We start from the raw sequence: 19,298 nt of genomic DNA on the forward strand, positions 1-19,298 counted from the left end.
TGGGATGCCGGACGGCGGCTGGGGGCCAGGCCTTCCGCACGGCATCCCGCCATCACCTCGGGGGAGGTACGCCGGCTGAGCCGTAGCCGGCACCCGAGGTGAGGTCCAGCCGCTGTTCGCCCGCGTAGACGTTCATCGAGTCCCCGCGCAGGAACCCGATGAGCGTCAGGCCCTCCTCGGCGGCCAGCTCGACCGCGAGGGAGGACGGGGCGGAGACCGCGGCGAGCACCGGGACGCCCCCCATCACCGCCTTCTGCACCAGCTCGAAGGAGGCCCGGCCGGACACCATCAGGACGGTGCCGCGCAGCGGCAGCCGCCCGTTCCTGAGCGCCCAGCCCAGGAGCTTGTCCACCGCGTTGTGCCGGCCCACGTCCTCGCGGACGCAGAGCGGCTCCCCCTCGGCGGTGAACAGACCGGCGGCGTGCAGCCCGCCGGTCCGGTCGAAGACCCGCTGGGCCGCGCGCAGCCTGCCGGGCAGGGCCGCCACGGTCGCCCGGCCGAGTTCGACGGGGTCGTCGTGCGCGGCCCAGCGGGCGACGGTGCGCACCGCCTCCAGCGAGGCCTTGCCGCAGACCCCGCAGGAGGAGGTGGTGTAGAAGTTGCGCGGTGCCGGGGCCTGGACGCCCGGAGCGAGCCGCACGTCCAGGACGTTGTAGGTGTTCTGGCCGTCGGCCAGGGCGCCCGCGCAGTAGCGGATCGTGGCGATGTCGTCCGCCGAGCCGACGGCCCCCTCGCTGACGAGGAAACCGGCGGCCAGGTCGAAGTCGTCGCCCGGGGTCCGCATGGTGACGGTCAGCGGGGTGCCGTCGAGCCGGATCTCCAGCGGCTCCTCCGCGGCGAGCGAGTCGATCCTGCGCGTCGGGGCGGCGTCCCTGATGCGCAGGATGCGGCGCTTGACGGAGACCCTAGACATAGCCGAACCCGAACCGTCCCTTGACGCAGAGATTGCCATGGGTGACCGGGTTGTCGTGCGGCGACGTCACCTTCACGATCTTGTTGTCCTGCACGTGCAGGGTCAGGTTGCAGCCGACGCCGCAGTAGCTGCAGATCGTCGTGGTCTCGGTCTGCCGCGACTCGTCCCAGGTGCCCTCGGCCCGCATGTCGAACTCGGTCTTGAACGACAGCGCCCCGGTGGGGCACACCTCCACGCAGTTGCCGCAGTAGACGCAGGCCGAGTCGGTGAGCGGCGCGTCGAATTCGGTGGAGATCGTCGCGTCGAAGCCCCGGCCGGCCACGCCGATGGCGAACGAGTTCTGCCACTGCTCGCCGCACGCGTCGACGCACTTGTAGCAGAGGATGCATTTGCCGTAGTCGCGCACGTACAGCTCGTTGTCGACCTTGGCGGGCTGCTCGACGGTGGCGGCGTCGTCGCCGAACCGGCCGGGTTCGGCGCCGTACTCCTCGATCCACTCGGCCGCCCGCGGCGTCGTGGACAGGTCGACCGACGAGCCGAGCAGTTCCAGCACGACCTTGCGGCTGTGGCGGGTGCGCTCGGTGTCGGTGCCGACCGTCATGCCCGGCTCCACCTTCCTGGAGCAGGCGGGGGCGAGCGTCCGCGACCCCTCCACCTCGACGACGCACACCCGGCAGGCGTTCTTCGGGGTGAGCGTGTCGCCGTAGCAGAGGGTCGGGACGTCCTTGCCCGCCGCCGCGCAGGCGTCCAGGATCGTCGAGCCTTCAGGCACGCGGACGTTCTCGCCGTCGATCTCGACGTCGACGAGCCGCCGAGGCGGCTGCAGCGGGATCACCGGTACACCCCCAAGCGGTCGATGGCTGATTCCACGGCGTTCCAGGCGGTCTGGCCGAGCCCGCAGATCGAGGCGTCCCGCATGGTCTGCCCGACCTCGCGCAGCAGCAGCAGGTCCCGCTCGTCCACCCGCTCCGACAGGCGGTGCAGCGCCTCCTCCTGCCGTACGGTGCCGACCCGGCAGGGCACGCACTGCCCGCACGACTCGTCACGGAAGAACTCGGCGATGCGCAGCAGGATCGCCTTGAGGTCCACGCTGTCGTCCAGCACGAGCACCACGCCGGAGCCCAGCGTGGCGCCCGCCTGCCTGGTGCCCTCGAAGGTCAGCGGGATGTCGGGATCGGTCACGAACGCCCCGGCCGCGCCGCCGAGGAGCACCGCCCGCGGCTCGCCCACCGGGCCCGCCAGGTCCATCAGCTCGCGGAGCGTCGCCCCGAACGGCAGCTCGTAGATGCCGGGCCGGGCGACGCCGCCGGACACGCAGAACAGCTTCGTGCCGGTCGAGGACCCGGTGCCGGTCGCGGCGTACGCCTGGGCGCCGTGCTCCAGGATCGGCAGCACGTTGACCAGCGTCTCCACGTTGTTGACCACCGTGGGCTTGCCGAACAGGCCCTTCTCCACCGGGAACGGCGGCTTGCTGCGCGGCTCGCCGCGGAAGCCCTCGATGGAGTTGAAGATCGCGGTCTCCTCGCCGCAGATGTACGCGCCCGCGCCCCTTCTCAGCTCGATGTCGAAGTCGAAGTCGTGGCCGAGGATGCCGGCGCCGAGCAGGCCCCTGGCGCGGGCGGTGGCGATCGCGTGCTCCAGCCTCCGGACGGCCCTCGGGTACTCGCCCCTGATATAGAGGTAGCCCTTGGTGCAGCCGGTGGCGTAGGCGGCGATCGTCATGGCCTCGACGAGCGCGTACGGGTCGCCCTCCATGATCACGCGATCCTTGAAGGTGCCCGGCTCGCTCTCGTCGGCGTTGCACACCAGGTAGTGCGGGTGGTCGGGCTGGCGTGCGGCGGCGTCCCACTTGCGGTCCGTCGGGAAGGCCGCGCCGCCCCGGCCGACCAGCCCCGACTCCAGCACCTCGCGGATCACCCCGGCGGGGCCGAGCCGGAAGGCCCGGCGCAGCGCGGCGTACCCGCCGTTGGCCCGGTAGTCGTCCAGGCTCGCCGGGTCCGCCACGCCGATGCGGCGCAGCAGGACGAGCCCGTCCTGCCCGGCCTGGGGCACGGCGGCCTCGGCGGGAGGCTCCCCGGCGTCCCCCGTCTGCCTGGCGCGCGGCCCGTCGGAGGCGGCCGTGCCGTTCGCGGCCGCGCCGTTGGAGGTCGTGCTGGGGGAGCCGTTGAGCGGGACGCCGCCCGGGTCGGGCAAGCCCGTCCAGATTCCGTCCCCGATCGTCTCCGGCAGGATCGGCCCGTACACGTCGGCCGTGGGCGGGTCGCCCGCCTCCAGGGCGAGGGCCGCCGGGGCGCGCTCGCACAGGCCGAGGCACGGGCTCGGCTGCCAGGACTCGCCGGGCGGGCCGAGCCGCTCCTCGACGCGCCGCCGTACCGCGTCCGCGCCCTTGGCGTGGCAGGCGAGGTCGGTGCAGACGTGCAGCACCCGGGGCGGGCGCGGTTTCACGGAGAGCAGCGAGTAGAAGGTCGCCACCCCGTACGCCTCGGCGGGCGGCACGGTGAGGCGGCGGCAGATGTAGTCGAGCGCGCCCTCGCTGATCCACCCCACCCGGTCGTTGACCGCGTGCAGGGCCGGCAGCAGCAGGTCGCGGGAGCTCTCGGCGCGGGCCGCGACCCGCAGGTCGGTCGCGGTCCGCTCGCCGCCGTCCCAGGCGGAGGCGGGCGGCCCGAGCAGCGCGTCGACCGCCTCGCGCTCCTCGGCCGTCGGCTCCGCGTCACGGAATCGCAGATCCATCGCTCACCCGACCTTGACGAGCTTCTCGACGCGTACGGCGGCCGCCTTGAACTCGGCGGTGCCCGCGATGGGACAGGTGGCCTCGATGGTCAGCGAGTTGACGTCGACCTCGTCCGGGAAGTGGAACGTCATGAACACCAGCCCCGGCCGCAGGGCGGGGTCGATGTACACGGGCGCGACCACCGAGGCCCGGCGCGAGGTGATGCGCACCTCCTCGCCGGCCACGAGGCCGAGCCGCTCGGCGTCCTCCGGGCACATGTCGATCGTCTCCCCGCGCCGCAGCGGCGAGGCGAACCCCGAGGACTGCACGCCCGTGTTGTACGAGTCGAGCCTGCGCCCGGTGGTGAGGCGGAGCGGGTACTCCTCGTCCAGCAGGTCGACCGGCGGCGAGTGGCGCAGCACCGCGAACGCGGCGGGCATGCCGCGCTTGACCGGGTCGGTCTCCCACAGCCGCGCGTGCAGGTACGGCGGCTCCAGCGTGTCCTCGGAGAAGCACGGCCACTGGATGCCCTGGTGCTCGTCCAGCCGCCGGTAGGTCATGCCGTGGTGCACGGGGGAGACCGAGCGCAGCTCGTCCCAGACCTGCTCGGCGCCGTCGTAACTCCAGTCGTGGCCCAGCCTGCGGGCCAGCTGGCAGAGGATCTCGATGTCGTCGCGGGCCTCGCCCGGTGGATCGAGCGCCTTGCGCACCCGTTGCACCCGCCGCTCGCTGTTGGTGAACGTGCCGTCGGCCTCGCACCACGCGGCGCTGGCGGGCAGCACCACGTGGGCCATCTGGGCGGTCTTGGTGAGGAAGATGTCCTGCACGACGAGGTGGTCGAGCATGGACAGGCGCTTGATGCAGGCCAGCGAGTCGGCCTCGGACTGCACCGGATTCTCACCGATGAGATAGCAGGTGGTGACGTGGCCCTCGGCCATCGCCTCCAGCATCTCGGTGAGGTTGTGGCCGTACTTCGGCTGGATCGGCGCCCCCCACGCCCGCTCGAAGGTGGCCCGGATCTCCGGGTCCAGGATGTCCTGGAAGCCCGGCAGCCGGTTGGGAATGGCGCCCATGTCGCCGCCGCCCTGCACGTTGTTCTGGCCGCGCAGCGGCGACAGGCCGGAGCCGTAGCGGCCGACGTGGCCGGTCAGCAGGCTGAGGTTGATCAGCGCGCGGACGTTGTCGGTGGCGTTGTGGTGCTCGGTGATGCCGAGCGTCCAGCAGAGCTGGGCGCGGTCGGCGCGGGCGTAGGCGTGTGCCAGCTCCCTGATCGCGTCCGCGGGCACGCCGGTGACCTGCTCGGCCACGCCGAGCGTCCACGGCTCGACCGACGCGCGGAACTCCTCGAAGCCGGTCGTGGCGCGCTCGATGAACGCCTCGTTGTGCAGCCCGGCGTGGATGATCTCGCGGGCTATGGCGTGGGCGAGCGGGATGTCGGTGCCCACGTTCAGGCCCAGCCACAGGTCCGCCCACTGCGCGGTGCCGGTGCGCCGTGGATCCACGGCGAACATCCGGGCGCCGTTGTGTATGCCCTTCAAGACGTGCTGGAAGAAGATCGGATGCGCGTTCCGGGCCGCCGAGCCCCACATCACGATCACGTCGGTGTCCTCGACCTCCTGGTATGAGGAGGTGCCGCCGCCACTGCCGAACACCGCGGAGAGCCCCGCCACGCTGGGCGCGTGACAGGTGCGGTTGCAGGAGTCCACGTTGTTGGTGCCGATGACCACGCGGGTGAACTTCTGGCCCACGTAGTTCATCTCGTTCGTCGAACGGGCGCACGACAGCATGGCGAAGCTGTCGGGGCCGTGCTCGGCGACGTTGCGGCGGAAACCCTCGGCGGCGCGGTCGAGCGCCTCTTCCCAGGTCGCCCTGCGCAGCACGCCGTCCTCGCGCACCAGTGGATGGGTCAGGCGGTCATAGCTCATGATCCCTCCATTCTGTATACAGACTACGGTATGTGTCCTCAGACCGCACGGACAAGGTTCTCGTTGAGCAGGTCGCTCACCGCGTGGATGGCGCGCAGCGTGGGCACGTCGGCCCCGGTGAGATCGGCCAGCTCGACCACCGCCGCGAGCAGCACGTCGAGCTCCAGCGGTTTGCCCTTCTCCAGGTCCTGGAGGGTGGAGGTCTTGTGCTCGCCGGCCTTCTCCGCTCCGCGCAGGCGGCGCTCGATCGAGATCCCGGGATCGCAGCCGACCCGCCTGGCCACGTCCACCGTCTCGGTCATCATCGATCTGACCAGCTCCCGCGCGCCGTCGTGGCGGCAGATCCCGGCCATCGTGGCCCGGGCCAGCGCGCTGATCGGGTTGAAGGCGATGTTGCCCATGAGCTTGATCCACACGTCCCGGCGCAAATCCGTCTCCACCGGGCACTTCAGCCCGCCCGCGACCATGGCCTCGCTGAACTCCGCGCAGCGCGCGGTCGGCTCGCCGCTCGGTTCCCCGATGGAGAAGCGGGTGCCCTCGTAGTGACGGATGACTCCGGGCCGCTCGATCTCGGTGGCCGCGTAGACGACACATCCGACAGCCCTGTGCAGGGGGAGCGCGGCGGTGACCGTGCCCCCCGGGTCGACGCTCTCGATGCGGTAGCCCTCGTAGGGGCCCTTGAGCCCGTGGAAGTACCACCACGGGATGCCGTTCTGCGCGGCGATGACGCTCGTGGCCTCGTGCAGCAGCGGCTTGATCATGGGGCCCGAGGCGGCGTAGTGGTTCGCCTTGAGGCCCAGGAAGACGTGGTCCACCGGGCCGACCTCGGACGGGTCGTCGGTGGCATGGGGGTGGGCGACGAAGTCGCCCCGGGGGCTGAGCACCATCACACCGGACTTGCGTATGGCCTCGAGGTGCGGCCCTCTCGCGATGAGGTGGACCTCGACTCCCGCCCTGTGGAGGGCGGCCCCCACATACGCGCCGATGGCGCCGGCGCCAAGAACAGCGACCTTCATGCTCTCGCTCCGTTCTCGCGTCGGATTTGCATTCGGTATACAGTATGGAAAAATTCGGGTCAAGGAGCACGTCGATGACCGTTGTTCGACATGAGGCCGCCGTGCGCGCGCTCTCGTGGCCGGCCGCCCGCGACCTCGCGGCCCGCTCCGCCCGTCCGCTGCCCCCGGCTGACCTGCCCCTCTCCCGCGCGCTCGGCTGCCGCCTCGCTGGGCCGCTGCGTGCCCTGGTGGCGGTGCCCGGCTCGGACGTGTCGGCGATGGACGGGTACGCGGTGGCGGGGGCGCCGCCCTGGCGCGTGGTGGGCCGGGTCCTCGCGGGAGGTCTCCCGTACGGGGACGCGCTGCGGCCTGGTGAGGCGGTGGAGATCGCCACGGGCGCCCCGGTCCCGCCCGGGTCCGAGTCGGTCCTCCCGTACGAGCGGGCGTCGGGCGGGACGTGGGTGGACGGGCGGATCGAGGCCGGGCGGCACATCCGGCGGCGGGGCGAGGACATCGCCGGGGGCGCCGTCGTGCTCGGGGCCGGGGCCGTCGTGACGCCTGTCGTCGCCGGGCTCGCCGCCGCGCTGGGTCACGACATCCTCACCGTACGGCCAGTGCCGTCCGTCGCGGTGCTGGTGACCGGCGACGAGGTGGTCGACCACGGCCTCCCGGGACCGGGCCGGGTCCGCGACGCCATCGGCCCGTTCCTCCCGGGACTGATCGCCTGGGCCGGAGGACGCCTCACCTCCCACACCCGCCTCCCCGACGGCGCCACCCCCCTCCACACAGCCCTGTCAGCCTTTGTTTCGCCACCCTCCTCCAGACAGAACCTCCAAGAACACCTCAGGTCCCGCCCCGGCGAGAACCCCCCACCCCGAGAAGGTTCTTCTCCCAAACCCCGAGGTGATGAGCCTTCGCGAGAGGGGTTCTCTCCCGGAGAGAACCCCCAACTCCGAGAAGACCTCCGGTTCCGATCCGGCGAGAAGTCCCCGCCCTCGGAGGGTTTCCGTTCCCGCGAGGAGCTTCCTCTCCGCGGAGACCTGCCGCTTCTTCCCGAAGAGGGCCGTGAACCCCGAGAAGACCTTCGGTTCCGCTTCGGTGAGCAGCCTTCGCCTCGAAGGGGGTCTTCTCCCGAAGAAAGTCCCGAACCCCGAGGTGATGAGCCTTCGCGAGAGGGGTTCTCCCCCGGAAAGACCCCCCAGCTCCGAGAAGACCTCCGGTTCCGTTCCGGCGAGGAGTCCCCGCCCCCGGAGGGCTTCCCTCCCCGGGAGGGACTTCCGCCCCGCGAAGACCCGCCGCTCTTTCCCGATGAGGGCCGTCCACTCCGAGAGGACCTCCGGTTCCGTTCCGGTGAGGAGTCCCCGCCGCGGGAGGGACTTCCGTCCTGCGAAGACCTGCGGGTTCTTGCTGATGAGGGTCGTGAAGCCCGAGAGGACCTCCAGGTCCGTTCCGGGGAGGGAGGTGGGGTGGAGGTGGTGGTGGTTTGTGGGGCGTCGTCGCGGGGGCCGGCTGATCATTTGCGGGGGGTGCTGGGGGAGTTGGGGGCGGAGGTGCTCGTGGACGGGGTGGCGGTGCGGCCGGGGCATCCGCAGCTGCTCGCCCGCCTGCCCGGGGGGACGCTCGTGGTGGGCCTGCCGGGGAACCCGTTCGCGGCGCTGGCCGCCGCCATGACGCTGCTCGTTCCCGTACTGCGGGGGATGCGGGGGGCAGGGGTGCGGCGGGAGAGCAGCGCGCTGGCGGGGGCGGTGCGGGCGCACGAGCGGGACACCCGGCTGGTTCCGGTGCTCAGGTCGGGCCGGGGCGCGATTCCCGTCGGGCACGACAGGCCGGGGTCGTTGTGGGGAGCGGCGCTGGCCGAGGCCCTGGCGGTGGTGCCGCCGGGGTGGTCGGGGGAGCAGGTCGAGCTGATCGAGTTGCCCACTGGGGGCTAGACAGCTCGGTGAGGAGAGGGTAACCATTGCCTTCATACGGTATGCAGTATGCGATAGACAGTCGCCGGAAAGGGTGCACGATGTCGGAAACGATCTCTGGCGGTCATCTGGTAGCCAAAGCGCTCAAGGCCGAGGGCGTGGAAGTGATCTACACGCTCTGCGGCGGCCACATCATCGACATCTACGACGGTTGTGTCGATGAGGGCATCGAGGTCATCGACGTACGACACGAGCAGGTGGCCGCGCACGCCGCCGACGGTTACGCCCGCATCACCGGCAAGCCCGGTTGCGCGGTCGTCACCGCGGGGCCGGGCACGACCGACGCGGTGACCGGCGTGGCCAACGCCTTCAGGGCCGAGAGCCCGATGTTGCTGATCGGCGGCCAGGGCGCGCTGAGCCAGCACAAGATGGGCTCGCTGCAGGACCTGCCCCACGTCGACATGATGGCCCCGATCACCAAGTTCGCGGCCACGGTGCCGACCACGGAACGGGTGGCCGACCTGGTGTCGATGGCCTTCCGCGAGTGCTATCACGGCGCGCCGGGGCCGTCGTTCCTGGAGATCCCGCGTGACGTGCTGGACGCCAAGGTGCCGCTCGACAAGGCCAGGATCCCGAAGAACTACCGGGCCTCCACCCGCCAGGCCGGCGACCCGGAGTCGATCGAGCGCCTGGCCGACATGCTGGCGCACGCGGAGAAGCCGGCGATCCTGCTCGGCAGCCAGGTGCAGACCTGCCGGGCCACCGACGCGGCCATCGACTTCGTGCGCGGCCTCGACGTCCCGGCCTACATGAACGGCTCGGCGCGCGGCACGTTGCCGCCGGGCGACCCGATGCACTTCCAGCTCAGCCGCCGCTACGCCTTCACCGAGGCCGACCTGATCATCATCGTCGGCACCCCGTTCGACTTCCGCATGGGCTACGGCAAGCGCTTGTCGCCCACCGCCAAGGTCGTCCAGATCGACCTCGACTACCGCACCGTCGGCAAGAACCGCGACATCGACCTCGGCATCGTCGGCGACCCCGGCCTCATCCTGTCGGCCGCGGCGCAGGCGGCCAGCGGGCGGGTGGAGAACGGCGCCGCCCGCCGCAAGGAGTGGATCGAGGAGCTGCGCGCGGTCGAGACCCAGGCGTACGAGAAGCGGCTGCCCCGCCAGCTCTCCGACGCCCAGCCCATCGACCCGTACCGGCTGGTCCACGAGATCAACGAGTTCCTCACCGAGGACACCATCTACATCGGCGACGGCGGCGACATCGTCACCTTCTCCGGCCAGGTCGTGCAGCCCAAGTCGCCCGGCCACTGGATGGACCCGGGCCCGCTCGGCACGCTCGGCGTCGGCATGGCGTTCGCGATGGCCGCCAAGAAGGCCCGCCCGGACAAGGAGGTGCTCTGCCTCTTCGGCGACGGCGCCTTCAGCCTCACCGGCTGGGACTTCGAGACCATGGTCCGCTTCGACCTGCCGTTCATCGGCGTGATCGGCAACAACTCGTCCATGAACCAGATCAGGTACGGCCAGGCCGCCAAGTACGGGGAGGACCGCGCCCGCGTCGGCAACACGCTGGGCGACGTCCGCTACGGCGAGTTCGCCAAGCTGCTCGGCGGCCACGGCGAGGAGGTCCGCGACCCGGCCGACATCCGCCCCGCGCTGGAGCGGGCACGGGAGTCGGGCAAGCCGTCGCTCATCAACGTCTGGGTCGATCCCGACGTGTACGCCCCGGGAACCATGAACCAGACCATGTACAAGTAGGCAGGTCCGAACATGAAGGCACTCGAAGGTGTCCGCGTCCTCGACATGACCCATGTCCAGTCGGGTCCGTCCGCCACCCAGTTGCTCGCCTGGCTGGGCGCCGACGTGGTCAAGCTGGAGTCCATCACCGGCGACATCACCCGGCAGCAGCTGCGTGACCTGCCCGGCGTCGACAGCCTCTACTTCACGATGCTCAACTGCAACAAGCGCAGCATCACGCTCAACATGAAGTCTGAGCGCGGCAAGGAGATCTTCACCGAGCTGGTGAAGCAGTCCGACGTCCTGGTGGAGAACTTCGGCCCCGGCGCCGTCGACCGCATGGGCTTCACCTGGGAGCGGCTCCAGGAGCTCAACCCGCGCCTCATCTATGCCTCTATCAAGGGCTTCGGCCCCGGCCGCTACCGCGCGTTCAAGGCGTACGAGGTGATCGCCCAGGCGATGGGCGGCTCGATGACCACCACCGGCTTCGAGGACGGCCCGCCGCTGGCCACCGGCGCGCAGATCGGCGACTCCGGCACCGGGATCCACGCCGTCGCCGGCATCCTGGCCGCGCTCTACCAGCGCCAGACCACGGACCGGGGCCAGCGGGTGCAGGTGGCCATGCAGCACGCGGTGCTGAACCTGGCCCGGGTCAAGCTCCGCGACCAGCAGCGGCTGGCGCACGGCCCGCTGCGCGAGTACCCGAACAAGACCTTCGGCGACGAGGTGCCCCGCTCCGGCAACGCCAGCGGCGGCGGCCAGCCCGGCTGGGCGGTGCGCTGCGCGCCCGGCGGGCCGAACGACTACATCTACGTGATCGTCCAGCCGGTCGGCTGGAAGCCCATCTCGGAGATCATCGGCCGCGCCGAGCTGGCCGACGACCCCGAGTGGGCCACTCCCGAGGCGCGGCTGCCCAAGCTGGACAAGATGTTCCAGCTCATCGAGGAGTGGACGATCAGGCACGACAAGTGGACGGTCCTCGACAAGCTGAACGCGGCCAACGTGCCGTGCGGGCCGATCCTGTCCACCAAGGAGCTGATCGAGGACGAGTCGCTGCGCGAGGAGGGCATGGTCGTCGCGGTCGACCACCCGGAGCGGGGCGAGTTCCTCACCGTCGGCAGCCCGCTGCAGCTGTCCGACTCCCCGGTGGAGGTCAGGACGTCGCCCCTGCTCGGCGAGCACAACCAGGAGATCTACGGCGAGCTGGGCGTGAGCGCCGACGAGCTGGCCGAGCTCAAGACGAACGGAGTCATCTAGTGGAGCAAGGGGCGCGCGGCGCGGTCAGGGACGTGCTGGACAAGGCGCTGGCCGAGGGCCGCACGGCACTGACCGCCCCCGAGGGGCGCGGCATCTGCCAGGCGTACGGGATCGCCACCCCCGGGGAGGGTCTGGCCACCTCGGCGGGGCAGGCCGCCGAGCTGGCGGCCGAGATCGGCTTCCCGGTCGTCCTGAAGATCGTCTCACCGGACATCCTGCACAAGACCGACGCCGGCGGCGTGCTGGTCGGGGTGAAGACGGCCGAGGAGGTACGGGAGGGCTTCGACAAGATCCTGGCCAACGCGCGGGCGTACGACCCCGACGCCCGCATCGACGGCGTCCAGGTGCAGCAGCTCGTCGGCGGCGGCCACGAGGTCATCGTGGGCGCGGTCACCGACCCCACCTTCGGCAAGGTCGTCGCGTTCGGCCTCGGCGGTGTCCTGGTCGAGGTGCTCAAGGACGTCACCTTCCGGCTTGCCCCGGTTTCGGGTGATGAGGCGCTGGGGATGCTGGACGACATCAAAGCGGCTGAGGTGCTGCGTGGGGCACGCGGTGCGGAGCCGGCCGACCGCAAGGCGCTGGCGGAACTGATCGAACGCGTGAGCAGGCTCGTCACGGACTTCCCCGAGATCGCCGAGGTGGACCTCAACCCGGTCTTCGCCGACGCGCGCGGGGCGGTCGCCGCGGACGTGCGCATCATCATCGGCGAGCCGGCCAGGGAACCCGACCGGCTGCCGAGGGAGGAGATCCTGCGGCAGATGACGCGGATCTTCAAGCCGCGCTCGGTGGCCGTGATCGGCGCCTCCGCCGAGGACGGCAAGATCGGCAACTCGGTCATGCGCAACCTCATCAACGGCGGCTACCAGGGCAGGATCTTCCCGATCAACCCCAAGGCCCCCGAGATCATGGGGCTGCCCGCGTACCAGAGCATCTCCGACGTGCCGCACGACGTGGACGTGGCCGTGTTCGCCATCCCCGCCAAGTTCGTCCCGGCCGCGCTGGAGGACGCCGGGCGCAAGGGAGTGGCCGGGGCGATCATGATCCCGTCGGGGTTCGCCGAGACCGGCAACGTCGAGGGCCAGCAGGAGATCGTGGATATCGCCAGGCGGCACGGCGTGCGGATGCTCGGCCCCAACATCTACGGCTACTACTACACGCCGGAGAACCTCTGCGCGACGTTCTGCACCCCGTACGACGTCAAGGGCAGCGTGGCGCTGACCTCGCAGAGCGGCGGCATCGGCATGGCCATCCTGGGCTTCAGCCGGACCACCAAGATGGGCGTGTCGGCGATCGTCGGCGTCGGCAACAAGGCCGACGTGGACGAGGACGACCTGCTGACGTTCTTCGAGCAGGACGACAACACCAAGGCCGTCGCCATGCACCTGGAGGACCTCAAGGACGGCCGCGGCTTCGTCGACGCGGCCCGCCGGGTCGTCAAGGAGAAGCCGGTCATCGTGCTCAAGGCGGGGCGCACCGCCATGGGCGCGCGGGCCGCCGGCTCCCACACGGGGGCGCTGGCGGGCGACGACAAGGTGTACGACGACATCCTGCGGCAGGCCGGAGTGGTGCGCGCGCCCGGGCTCAACGACATGCTCGAGTACGCGCGGGCGCTGCCGATCCTGCCCGCGCCCAAGGGCGAGAACGTCGTCATCATCACCGGGGCGGGCGGTTCCGGGGTCCTCCTCTCGGACGCCTGCGTGGACGCCGGGCTGACGCTGATGGACATCCCGCCGGACCTGGACGAGGCGTTCCGCGCCTTCATCCCGCCGTTCGGCGCGGCCGGCAACCCGGTCGACATCACCGGCGGCGAGCCGCCGTCGACCTACCAGAACACGGTCCGGCTCGGCCTGGCCGACGACCGGATCCACGCGCTCGTCCTGGGTTACTGGCACACCATCGTGACCCCGCCGATGGTCTTCGTGGAGCTGATCGCCCGCGTCGTGGCGGAGGAGCGGGAGAAGGGCAACGTCAAGCCCGTCGTGGCTTCGCTTGCCGGAGACACCGAGGTCGAGGAGGCGTCGGAGTACCTGTTCGAGCACGGCGTGGTCGCGTACCCCTACACGACCGAGAAGCCGGTGGCGGTGCTGGGCGCCAAGTACCGCTGGGCAAGAGCGGCCGGGCTGCTGAGCTAAGAGCCGAGCTCATCACCTGGCGAGGGGGCGATCGGGGCAGCGCAGGAGAACAACCAACCCCCCAGGAGGTCCGTAGGTGGACACATCCAACACCCCGGCGACGTCTGCGCCGCCGGATGAGGACAAACGAGTATGGAAAGCGGGCCGGCTTGAGCCGATGCCCATCAGGAAACTCCCCGATGCGCCTCCCTCGGTGCACATCCTGGGGCCCACCGTCTTCCTCGTCGCCCTGGGCGTGGGGATGGGCGAGTCCTACATGTGGCCCAGGCTCGTGCTGCTGTTCGGGCCGGAGATCAGGTGGCTGTTCCTGATCGGCGTCACCCTGCAGGCCGTGGTGATGCTGGAGATGGCGCGGTACGCCATGGCCACGGGGGAGAGCATCTTCTCCGGCGCGGCCCGGGTGTTCAAGCCCATCATGTGGTTCTTCTTCATCGTCGCCGTCCTCGTCTACATCTGGCCGGGCCACCTTTCGGCCGGCGCGGCGGCGTTCGAGCAGATAACCGGGATCCCGTGGATGGTCACGGCCATAGCCGGGCTCATCCTGGTCGGGGTGATCTTCAGCCTGGCCAAGGTGATCTACAACGTCCTGGAGAACGTGCTGTCCTTACTCATCGGCACGCTCGTGATCGGCACCTCCGTGGTCGCCGCGATGGTGGGCTCGTGGAACGACGTGGTCACCACCATCACCGGCATGTTCGCCTTCGGCTATCTTCCGGAGGAGGCCATGACAGCGGCGTGGTTCCCGGTCATCGTGGGCGCCTGCGCCTTCGCCGGACCGTCGGGCATGCAGCAGATGTGGTACACGCTGCACCTGCGCGACTCCGGCGCCGGCATGGGCGCGCACATCCCGAAGGTCCGCGGGCTGCGGCACGCGGGCGAAGAAGAGGCCATGCCCTCGCGGGGCTTCATGTTCGACACCGAGGACCCCGCGGAGATGGCCAAGTGGAAGGGCTGGCGGCGCTGGGTCACCTTCGACGCGCTGGCGCTCTTCTGGGGCATCACCATGCTGGTCACGATCTCCTTCACGGTGATCGCCCAGTCGGCGGCGCGGCTGAACCCCGAGGTGCAGACCGCGCTGCGGGGCGACGACCGGGACGTGGCGCTGAGCGCCATGTCCGAGGCCGTCTCCTCGGCGGGCAGCTCGGTGCTCGGCGGCGTCTTCCTCGGGTTCATCGCGCTGATCGGGCTCAACGCCACGCTGGGGCTCTTCGACTCGTTCTCGCGCGGCCAGGCCGACATGACCTACAACTTCGTGCCCGGCGCGAAGAAGCTGCGCATGTCGCACCTGTACGCGGGCTTCCTGTGGGGCGTGATCATCTTCGGCATCCTGATCCTGCTCTTCGGCCCGGCCGACGGGCCTGAGGGGATCCTGGACACGCTGGCGTTCCTGTCGACGTTCGCGATGGGCGCGTACTGCGTGACGCTGCTGCTGGTCAACAACCGCATGCTGCCCAAACCGATCAGGCCGAAGTGGTGGACCAACGTGATCATCGGCCTCGGCGCGGTGTTCTATCTGGGCATGCTGTTCTACAGCCTGTTCGCCTTCGGGGTGGTCGTGGGTTGATGATCGATCGGGACGACCTCGAACTCGCCCTGCCCGGGGCGACGATCGGAGCCGTCGCCGGCGCGCTGGCCGGCGGGCTGACCCTCCTCGCGGAGGTCCCCGCCGGCCTGGCCGCCCAGTCCGCGCTCGCACTGTCCGCGCCGCTCGCCTTCTTCGGCGGGCTGTACGGGGTGCTGCTCGGACGCGGCGTGTTCCGGCCCGGCACGTTCGGCCCCACCGGGCTCTACTGGATGGCCGCTTTCCCGCTGTCCCGGCTGCTCCAGGAGAGCGTCGCCGGGGCCGGGGCGAACGACGGCGTGCTCACCTTCCTGCTGTTCCAGGCGATGGTGAGTCTCGGCTTCGCGATCGGCTTCGTTTTTCTGCACGAAAGGGTCATGCCGCCCTGGCTGATGCGCCGTCGCGCGGGCAACCCCCGCGCCGAGGCGCTGTTCGGCCTGTACGTCCGCCATGCCCAGGTCATGCAGACCAGGAAGGGAGCTCGTCGATGAACCTGCCCGCCTGGGTCTGGCTCGCCACGATCGGCGGTTTCGCGATCGTGCTCGCGCTGGACTTCTACCTCGTCGCCCGCAACCCCCGCGAGCCCTCCTTCCGGGAGTGCGTGGCCTGGGTGTCTTTCTACGTCGCCCTGGCCATCGCCTTCGGATGCGGGCTGCTCTTCGTCTCGGGGGCGCAGCACGGCGGCGAGTTCTTCGCGGGATGGATCACCGAATACTCGCTCAGCGTCGACAACCTGTTCGTCTTCATTCTGATCATGAGCAGGTTCAGGGTGCCCCGGCAGTACCGGCAGAAGGTGCTGCTCATCGGGATCGTCCTGGCCCTGTTGATGCGCGGCGCCTTCATCGCCGCCGGCGCCGAGGCCGTGGCCAGGTTCGACTGGCTGTTCTACGTCTTCGGCGCCTTCCTGGTCTACACCGCCTGGAAACTGATCGGGCACGAGGAGGACGAGGCCGAGTTCAGCGAGAACGCCGCCCTGCGCGCGGTGCGCCGGGTGCTCCCGACCACGGACACTTACTACGGCGCCCGGCTCACCGTGCACCTGGGCCGCAGGATGGTGACGCCGATGCTGATCGTCATGGTCGCCATCGGCACCACCGACCTGCTGTTCGCGCTCGACTCGATCCCGGCCATCTTCGGGCTCACCAAGGAGCCCTACCTCGTGTTCACCGCCAACGCCTTCGCCCTCATGGGGCTGCGGCAGCTGTTCTTCCTGATCGGCGGCCTGCTCGACCGGCTGGTCTACCTGAGCAAGGGACTGTCGGTGGTGCTGGCCTTCATCGGAGTCAAACTCATCTTGGAGGCGATGCACCACGACGGCGTGTCGTGGGCGCCGGAGATCCCGATCCTGGTCTCTCTGGGCGTCATCCTCGGGACTCTCGCCGTGACCACGGTGCTGAGCCTGATGAAGTCGGCCCGCGACGCGAAGGCGGCAGGGGAGCCGCTGGAGGAGGACTCGGCGTCGTCCGATCCGGTGCGTTCGGACTCGGAGCGCTGAGGCGCGCCGCGCGCGGGGGGCGCCACCCCTGTGCGCGGCACCTCAGCCGTCAGCGCGCGCTCTTGTGCACGTGGCGCTGCTCGGCCCACCGGGTCAGGAACCGCTCCGCGTCGTCGGCGGAACGCTGCTTCCTGAGCGCGGTGGCCAGGCCGATCCCGATCGGCCGGCCGTCGGCGGGCTGACCGAGGGGATCTCCAAGGAGGAAGCGGGCAAGCTTCTTCATCTCTGTTCACCTCCTTTCGTCGCCTGGTTTCAGACAAAAATCGTCCCAAACCTCTGCTCGAAGTGCCGGGGGCGACTTCCGCGTCCCCATCCTCTGCCCGAGGTGTTACGGGATAGGCGTCCAGGTGTGAACGCCGGGTCAACCGGTGGCCGGCGTCCGCGGGCGGCGGCGCCGGACCGGCTTGGGTGCGGGCTCCACCGGCTCGCTCTCGCGCTGCTCCATGTAGGAGGCGCGGGTGTGCTCGGTGTGCTCGCGCATGATGTGGGCGGCCCTCTCCTGGTCGCCGCGCTCGATGGCGTCGATCAGGGCGGTGTGCTCCTCCCAGGAGGCCATGCCGCGCTGCCGGGCCACGGGCGTGTGGTACCACCGCACGCGGCGGGCGACCTGGCTGGCCAGCTCGGACAGCACCTTGTTGCCGGACAGCTCGGTGACCAGGGCGTGCAGCTCGGAGTTGGTGGCCACCGCGCCGTCCACGTCGTCGGACTGGACGGCCTCGATGCCGCGCCGGCACAGGGCGCGCAGCCGGGCCACCCCGTCCTCGCCGGCGTGCCGCGCGGCGAGCCTGGCGGACTCGGTCTCCAGCAGCGCGCGGACCGCGAGCAGCTGGTCGGCCTCCTCCATCGTCGGGATGTGCACGAACGCGCCCTGACCGGGGTGCAGGTCGACCCAGCCCTCGCCGCTGAGCTGCTGCAGCGCCTCGCGGACGGGCTGCCGCGACACGCCGAGCAGCTCGGCCAGCTCGCTCTCGACCAGGTGCTGGCCGGGCTTGAGCTGGCCGGAGACGATGAGCTCCTGGATGGCCTCGATCACGCTCTCCCGGAGCGTGGCTGGGCGGGGGATCTTGGGGGCCGCCGCCCGACCGGCCTGATCCGACAGCAACATGATTCTGACTCCAGGGGCTGACGAAATGGTTTTGGTCGACTGCCTACAGCATACCGCCCCGTACCTTCGGCTGATCGTGAGTCTCATCACAGAGACCGAGGTCACAGGGGCATCATGACGGGGAGGCCCGTCATAGGGGGATCGTGACGGGCCGGCCCGTCACAAAGGGATCGTCGCGGGCAGGCCGGGGGTGCGCAACCGCGTCGACGCCAGCGCGGGCAGCGCGGCGAGCCCCGCGGCGAGCAGGAGCGCCGTCGCGGGCGCGGTGAGCGCGTACGCGGCCATGGCCACACCGAGCACTCCTGCCACGGCCTTGGCGCTGTAAACGACCGCGTGGATCTCGCAGGTCTGCCGTTCGCCGAAGAACTCCCTGACCAGGCTCGCGACCAGCGGGTAGAACGCCCCGCCGCCCAGCCCGGCGGCGATCGCGCCGAGCCAGAGCAGCGGGCTCCCGGCCGCGACCCCCAGCACGGCCCCGGCGTCCAGCGCGGCCCCGGTCCCTGGCGCGGTCCCCGCGTCCAGCGCGGCCGCGTTCGCGGCTTCCGGGGGCAGGCCCGTCACGCCGCCGGCCGGCCTGGCGGTGGGGTTCATGGCGCCTGCCAGGAGGACCTGGCCCAGCGCGAGGAGTCCGAGCACCGAGGCCAGCACCAGGCGGCGGCCGAGGAACTCCGACAGCCGCATCGCGACCGCCCGCCCGCCGCCGTTGAGCGCCACCATGAGGGCCAGCGCGCCCCACGCTCCGGTGCTCGCCACGACCACTACGTCGAACACCGACACCGCGCCCGCGCAGGCCAGGATCACTGCCAGGGCCGGCAGCGCCCGGGTGCGCAGCGCCTGGGCCAGCCCGAACTGCCGCACCGCGCCGGGCGTCCTGCGCAGCCGCGCCGCCTCCAGCGCGTGCGCGCGGGGCTCCACCGTCTCCGGCCACCAGCCCTCGGGGGCCAGCCGCAGGGACCTGGCCGCCGTCCCGATCGCCGCCGCGGCCAGCAGCGCCGCCACCGCGAACACGGCCGGCGTCATGGCGGGCGCGAGCCCGGCCCACACCAGGAGCGGCGCGGACCCGTACCCGAAGGCGCCCGTCACCATGCTCACCCGGGCGGCGGGACGGTCGGGATACCAGGAGGAGACCACCTCGCCGCAGACCCCGTACACGGCTCCGGCGCCGAGCCCGCCGAGCACGGCGTATCCGAGCAGGGCGAGAGGGAACGCCGCCGTTCCGGTTCCGGCGCCCACGACGGCGGCCGTCAGTAAGCCGAGCGTCGTCAGGGCGGCGCCGGCGGCCAGCGCGGCGCGGACCGGCAGGCGGCCGCGGCGGACCAGTCGCAGGGTGGGCAGCGCGCCCACGGCCTGGAAGACGATGCAGGCGGCCAGCAGGATCAGCCCGTTCGCGTCCGTGGCCAGCAGGGCCGCGAAGCCGTACTGCAGGGGACCGATCGCGGCCATGGCGGCCAGCGCGAGACGGAACATCCGGGTGCGGTCGGCGGGCACCGGTCCCACGAGGTAGGAGCGCCCGCGCCAGTCTCTGACAGTTGTTGCATTCTCCATAC

General features: G+C 70.9%; 14 protein-coding genes and 2 pseudogenes. 8 read left to right on the forward strand and 8 right to left on the reverse strand.

Annotated features, from left to right (window positions below; all coding sequences use genetic code 11):
• Positions 1–52: 52 nt before the first annotated feature.
• Genes fdhD through ACZ6YG_RS09515 form a run of 5 tightly spaced genes read right to left on the reverse strand, consistent with a single transcriptional unit; the run spans position 53 to position 6,567 of the window.
• Complete coding sequence (gene fdhD, locus ACZ6YG_RS09495; protein ID WP_364228432.1) at positions 53–913, reverse strand: formate dehydrogenase accessory sulfurtransferase FdhD; 861 nt, start codon at positions 911–913, stop codon at positions 53–55.
• Positions 906–1,745: a 2Fe-2S iron-sulfur cluster-binding protein gene (locus ACZ6YG_RS09500; RefSeq protein ID WP_261808883.1), complete on the reverse strand. Its 840-nt coding sequence runs from the start codon at positions 1,743–1,745 to the stop codon at positions 906–908. The genes fdhD and ACZ6YG_RS09500 overlap by 8 nt, the downstream gene beginning before the upstream one ends.
• Positions 1,745–3,646 (reverse strand): NAD(P)H-dependent oxidoreductase subunit E, encoded by a 1,902-nt coding sequence (locus ACZ6YG_RS09505; RefSeq protein ID WP_466017666.1) that lies wholly within the window; start codon positions 3,644–3,646, stop codon positions 1,745–1,747. Before ACZ6YG_RS09505 ends, ACZ6YG_RS09500 begins: the two co-directional genes overlap by 1 nt.
• Positions 3,647–3,649: 3 nt before the next feature.
• Positions 3,650–5,551, reverse strand: coding sequence for a molybdopterin oxidoreductase family protein (locus ACZ6YG_RS09510; RefSeq protein WP_271274740.1), 1,902 nt, complete (start codon positions 5,549–5,551; stop codon positions 3,650–3,652).
• A gap of 38 nt (positions 5,552–5,589) precedes the next feature.
• Positions 5,590–6,567, reverse strand: coding sequence for a 2-dehydropantoate 2-reductase (locus ACZ6YG_RS09515; protein ID WP_148033370.1), 978 nt, complete (start codon positions 6,565–6,567; stop codon positions 5,590–5,592).
• A gap of 74 nt (positions 6,568–6,641) precedes the next feature.
• On the opposite strand from ACZ6YG_RS09515, the pseudogene ACZ6YG_RS09520 reads away from it, so the two are divergent.
• From ACZ6YG_RS09520 to ACZ6YG_RS09555, 8 genes and pseudogenes are all read left to right on the forward strand, one after another.
• Positions 6,642–7,076: pseudogene (locus tag ACZ6YG_RS09520) on the forward strand (molybdopterin molybdenumtransferase MoeA); the annotation flags it as partial.
• Between the two features lie 864 nt (positions 7,077–7,940).
• Positions 7,941–8,477: pseudogene (locus ACZ6YG_RS09525) on the forward strand (molybdopterin-binding protein); the annotation flags it as partial.
• 80 nt (positions 8,478–8,557) lie between these two features.
• Complete coding sequence (locus tag ACZ6YG_RS09530; RefSeq protein ID WP_466017667.1) at positions 8,558–10,222, forward strand: thiamine pyrophosphate-binding protein; 1,665 nt, start codon at positions 8,558–8,560, stop codon at positions 10,220–10,222.
• Positions 10,223–10,234: 12 nt separating this feature from the next.
• Positions 10,235–11,458 carry a formyl-CoA transferase gene (frc, locus tag ACZ6YG_RS09535; protein WP_148033368.1) on the forward strand — a complete coding sequence of 408 codons (1,224 nt, stop codon included), beginning with the start codon at positions 10,235–10,237 and terminating at the stop codon, positions 11,456–11,458.
• Complete coding sequence (locus ACZ6YG_RS09540; RefSeq protein WP_466017668.1) at positions 11,458–13,590, forward strand: acetate--CoA ligase family protein; 2,133 nt, start codon at positions 11,458–11,460, stop codon at positions 13,588–13,590. The genes frc and ACZ6YG_RS09540 overlap by 1 nt, the downstream gene beginning before the upstream one ends.
• Before the next feature lie 157 nt (positions 13,591–13,747).
• Complete coding sequence (locus tag ACZ6YG_RS09545; protein WP_148033366.1) at positions 13,748–15,154, forward strand: Nramp family divalent metal transporter; 1,407 nt, start codon at positions 13,748–13,750, stop codon at positions 15,152–15,154.
• Positions 15,154–15,642: a hypothetical protein gene (locus ACZ6YG_RS09550; protein WP_148033365.1), complete on the forward strand. Its 489-nt coding sequence runs from the start codon at positions 15,154–15,156 to the stop codon at positions 15,640–15,642. Before ACZ6YG_RS09545 ends, ACZ6YG_RS09550 begins: the two co-directional genes overlap by 1 nt.
• Positions 15,639–16,646: a TerC family protein gene (locus ACZ6YG_RS09555; protein WP_148033364.1), complete on the forward strand. Its 1,008-nt coding sequence runs from the start codon at positions 15,639–15,641 to the stop codon at positions 16,644–16,646. The genes ACZ6YG_RS09550 and ACZ6YG_RS09555 overlap by 4 nt, the downstream gene beginning before the upstream one ends.
• Positions 16,647–16,695: 49 nt before the next feature.
• Here ACZ6YG_RS09555 and ACZ6YG_RS09560 read toward each other — a convergent pair whose 3' ends face one another.
• From ACZ6YG_RS09560 to ACZ6YG_RS09570, 3 genes are all read right to left on the reverse strand, one after another.
• A complete protein-coding gene (locus ACZ6YG_RS09560) occupies positions 16,696–16,869 on the reverse strand; it encodes a hypothetical protein (protein ID WP_187281307.1) in 174 nt (57 codons plus the stop codon).
• Between the two features lie 138 nt (positions 16,870–17,007).
• Positions 17,008–17,751, reverse strand: coding sequence for a GntR family transcriptional regulator (locus ACZ6YG_RS09565; protein WP_219549729.1), 744 nt, complete (start codon positions 17,749–17,751; stop codon positions 17,008–17,010).
• Between the two features lie 159 nt (positions 17,752–17,910).
• Positions 17,911–19,296, reverse strand: coding sequence for an MFS transporter (locus ACZ6YG_RS09570; RefSeq protein WP_466017669.1), 1,386 nt, complete (start codon positions 19,294–19,296; stop codon positions 17,911–17,913).
• Positions 19,297–19,298: the final 2 nt, after the last annotated feature.

It is taken from the genome of Nonomuraea sp. NPDC054003 (assembly GCF_055585125.1).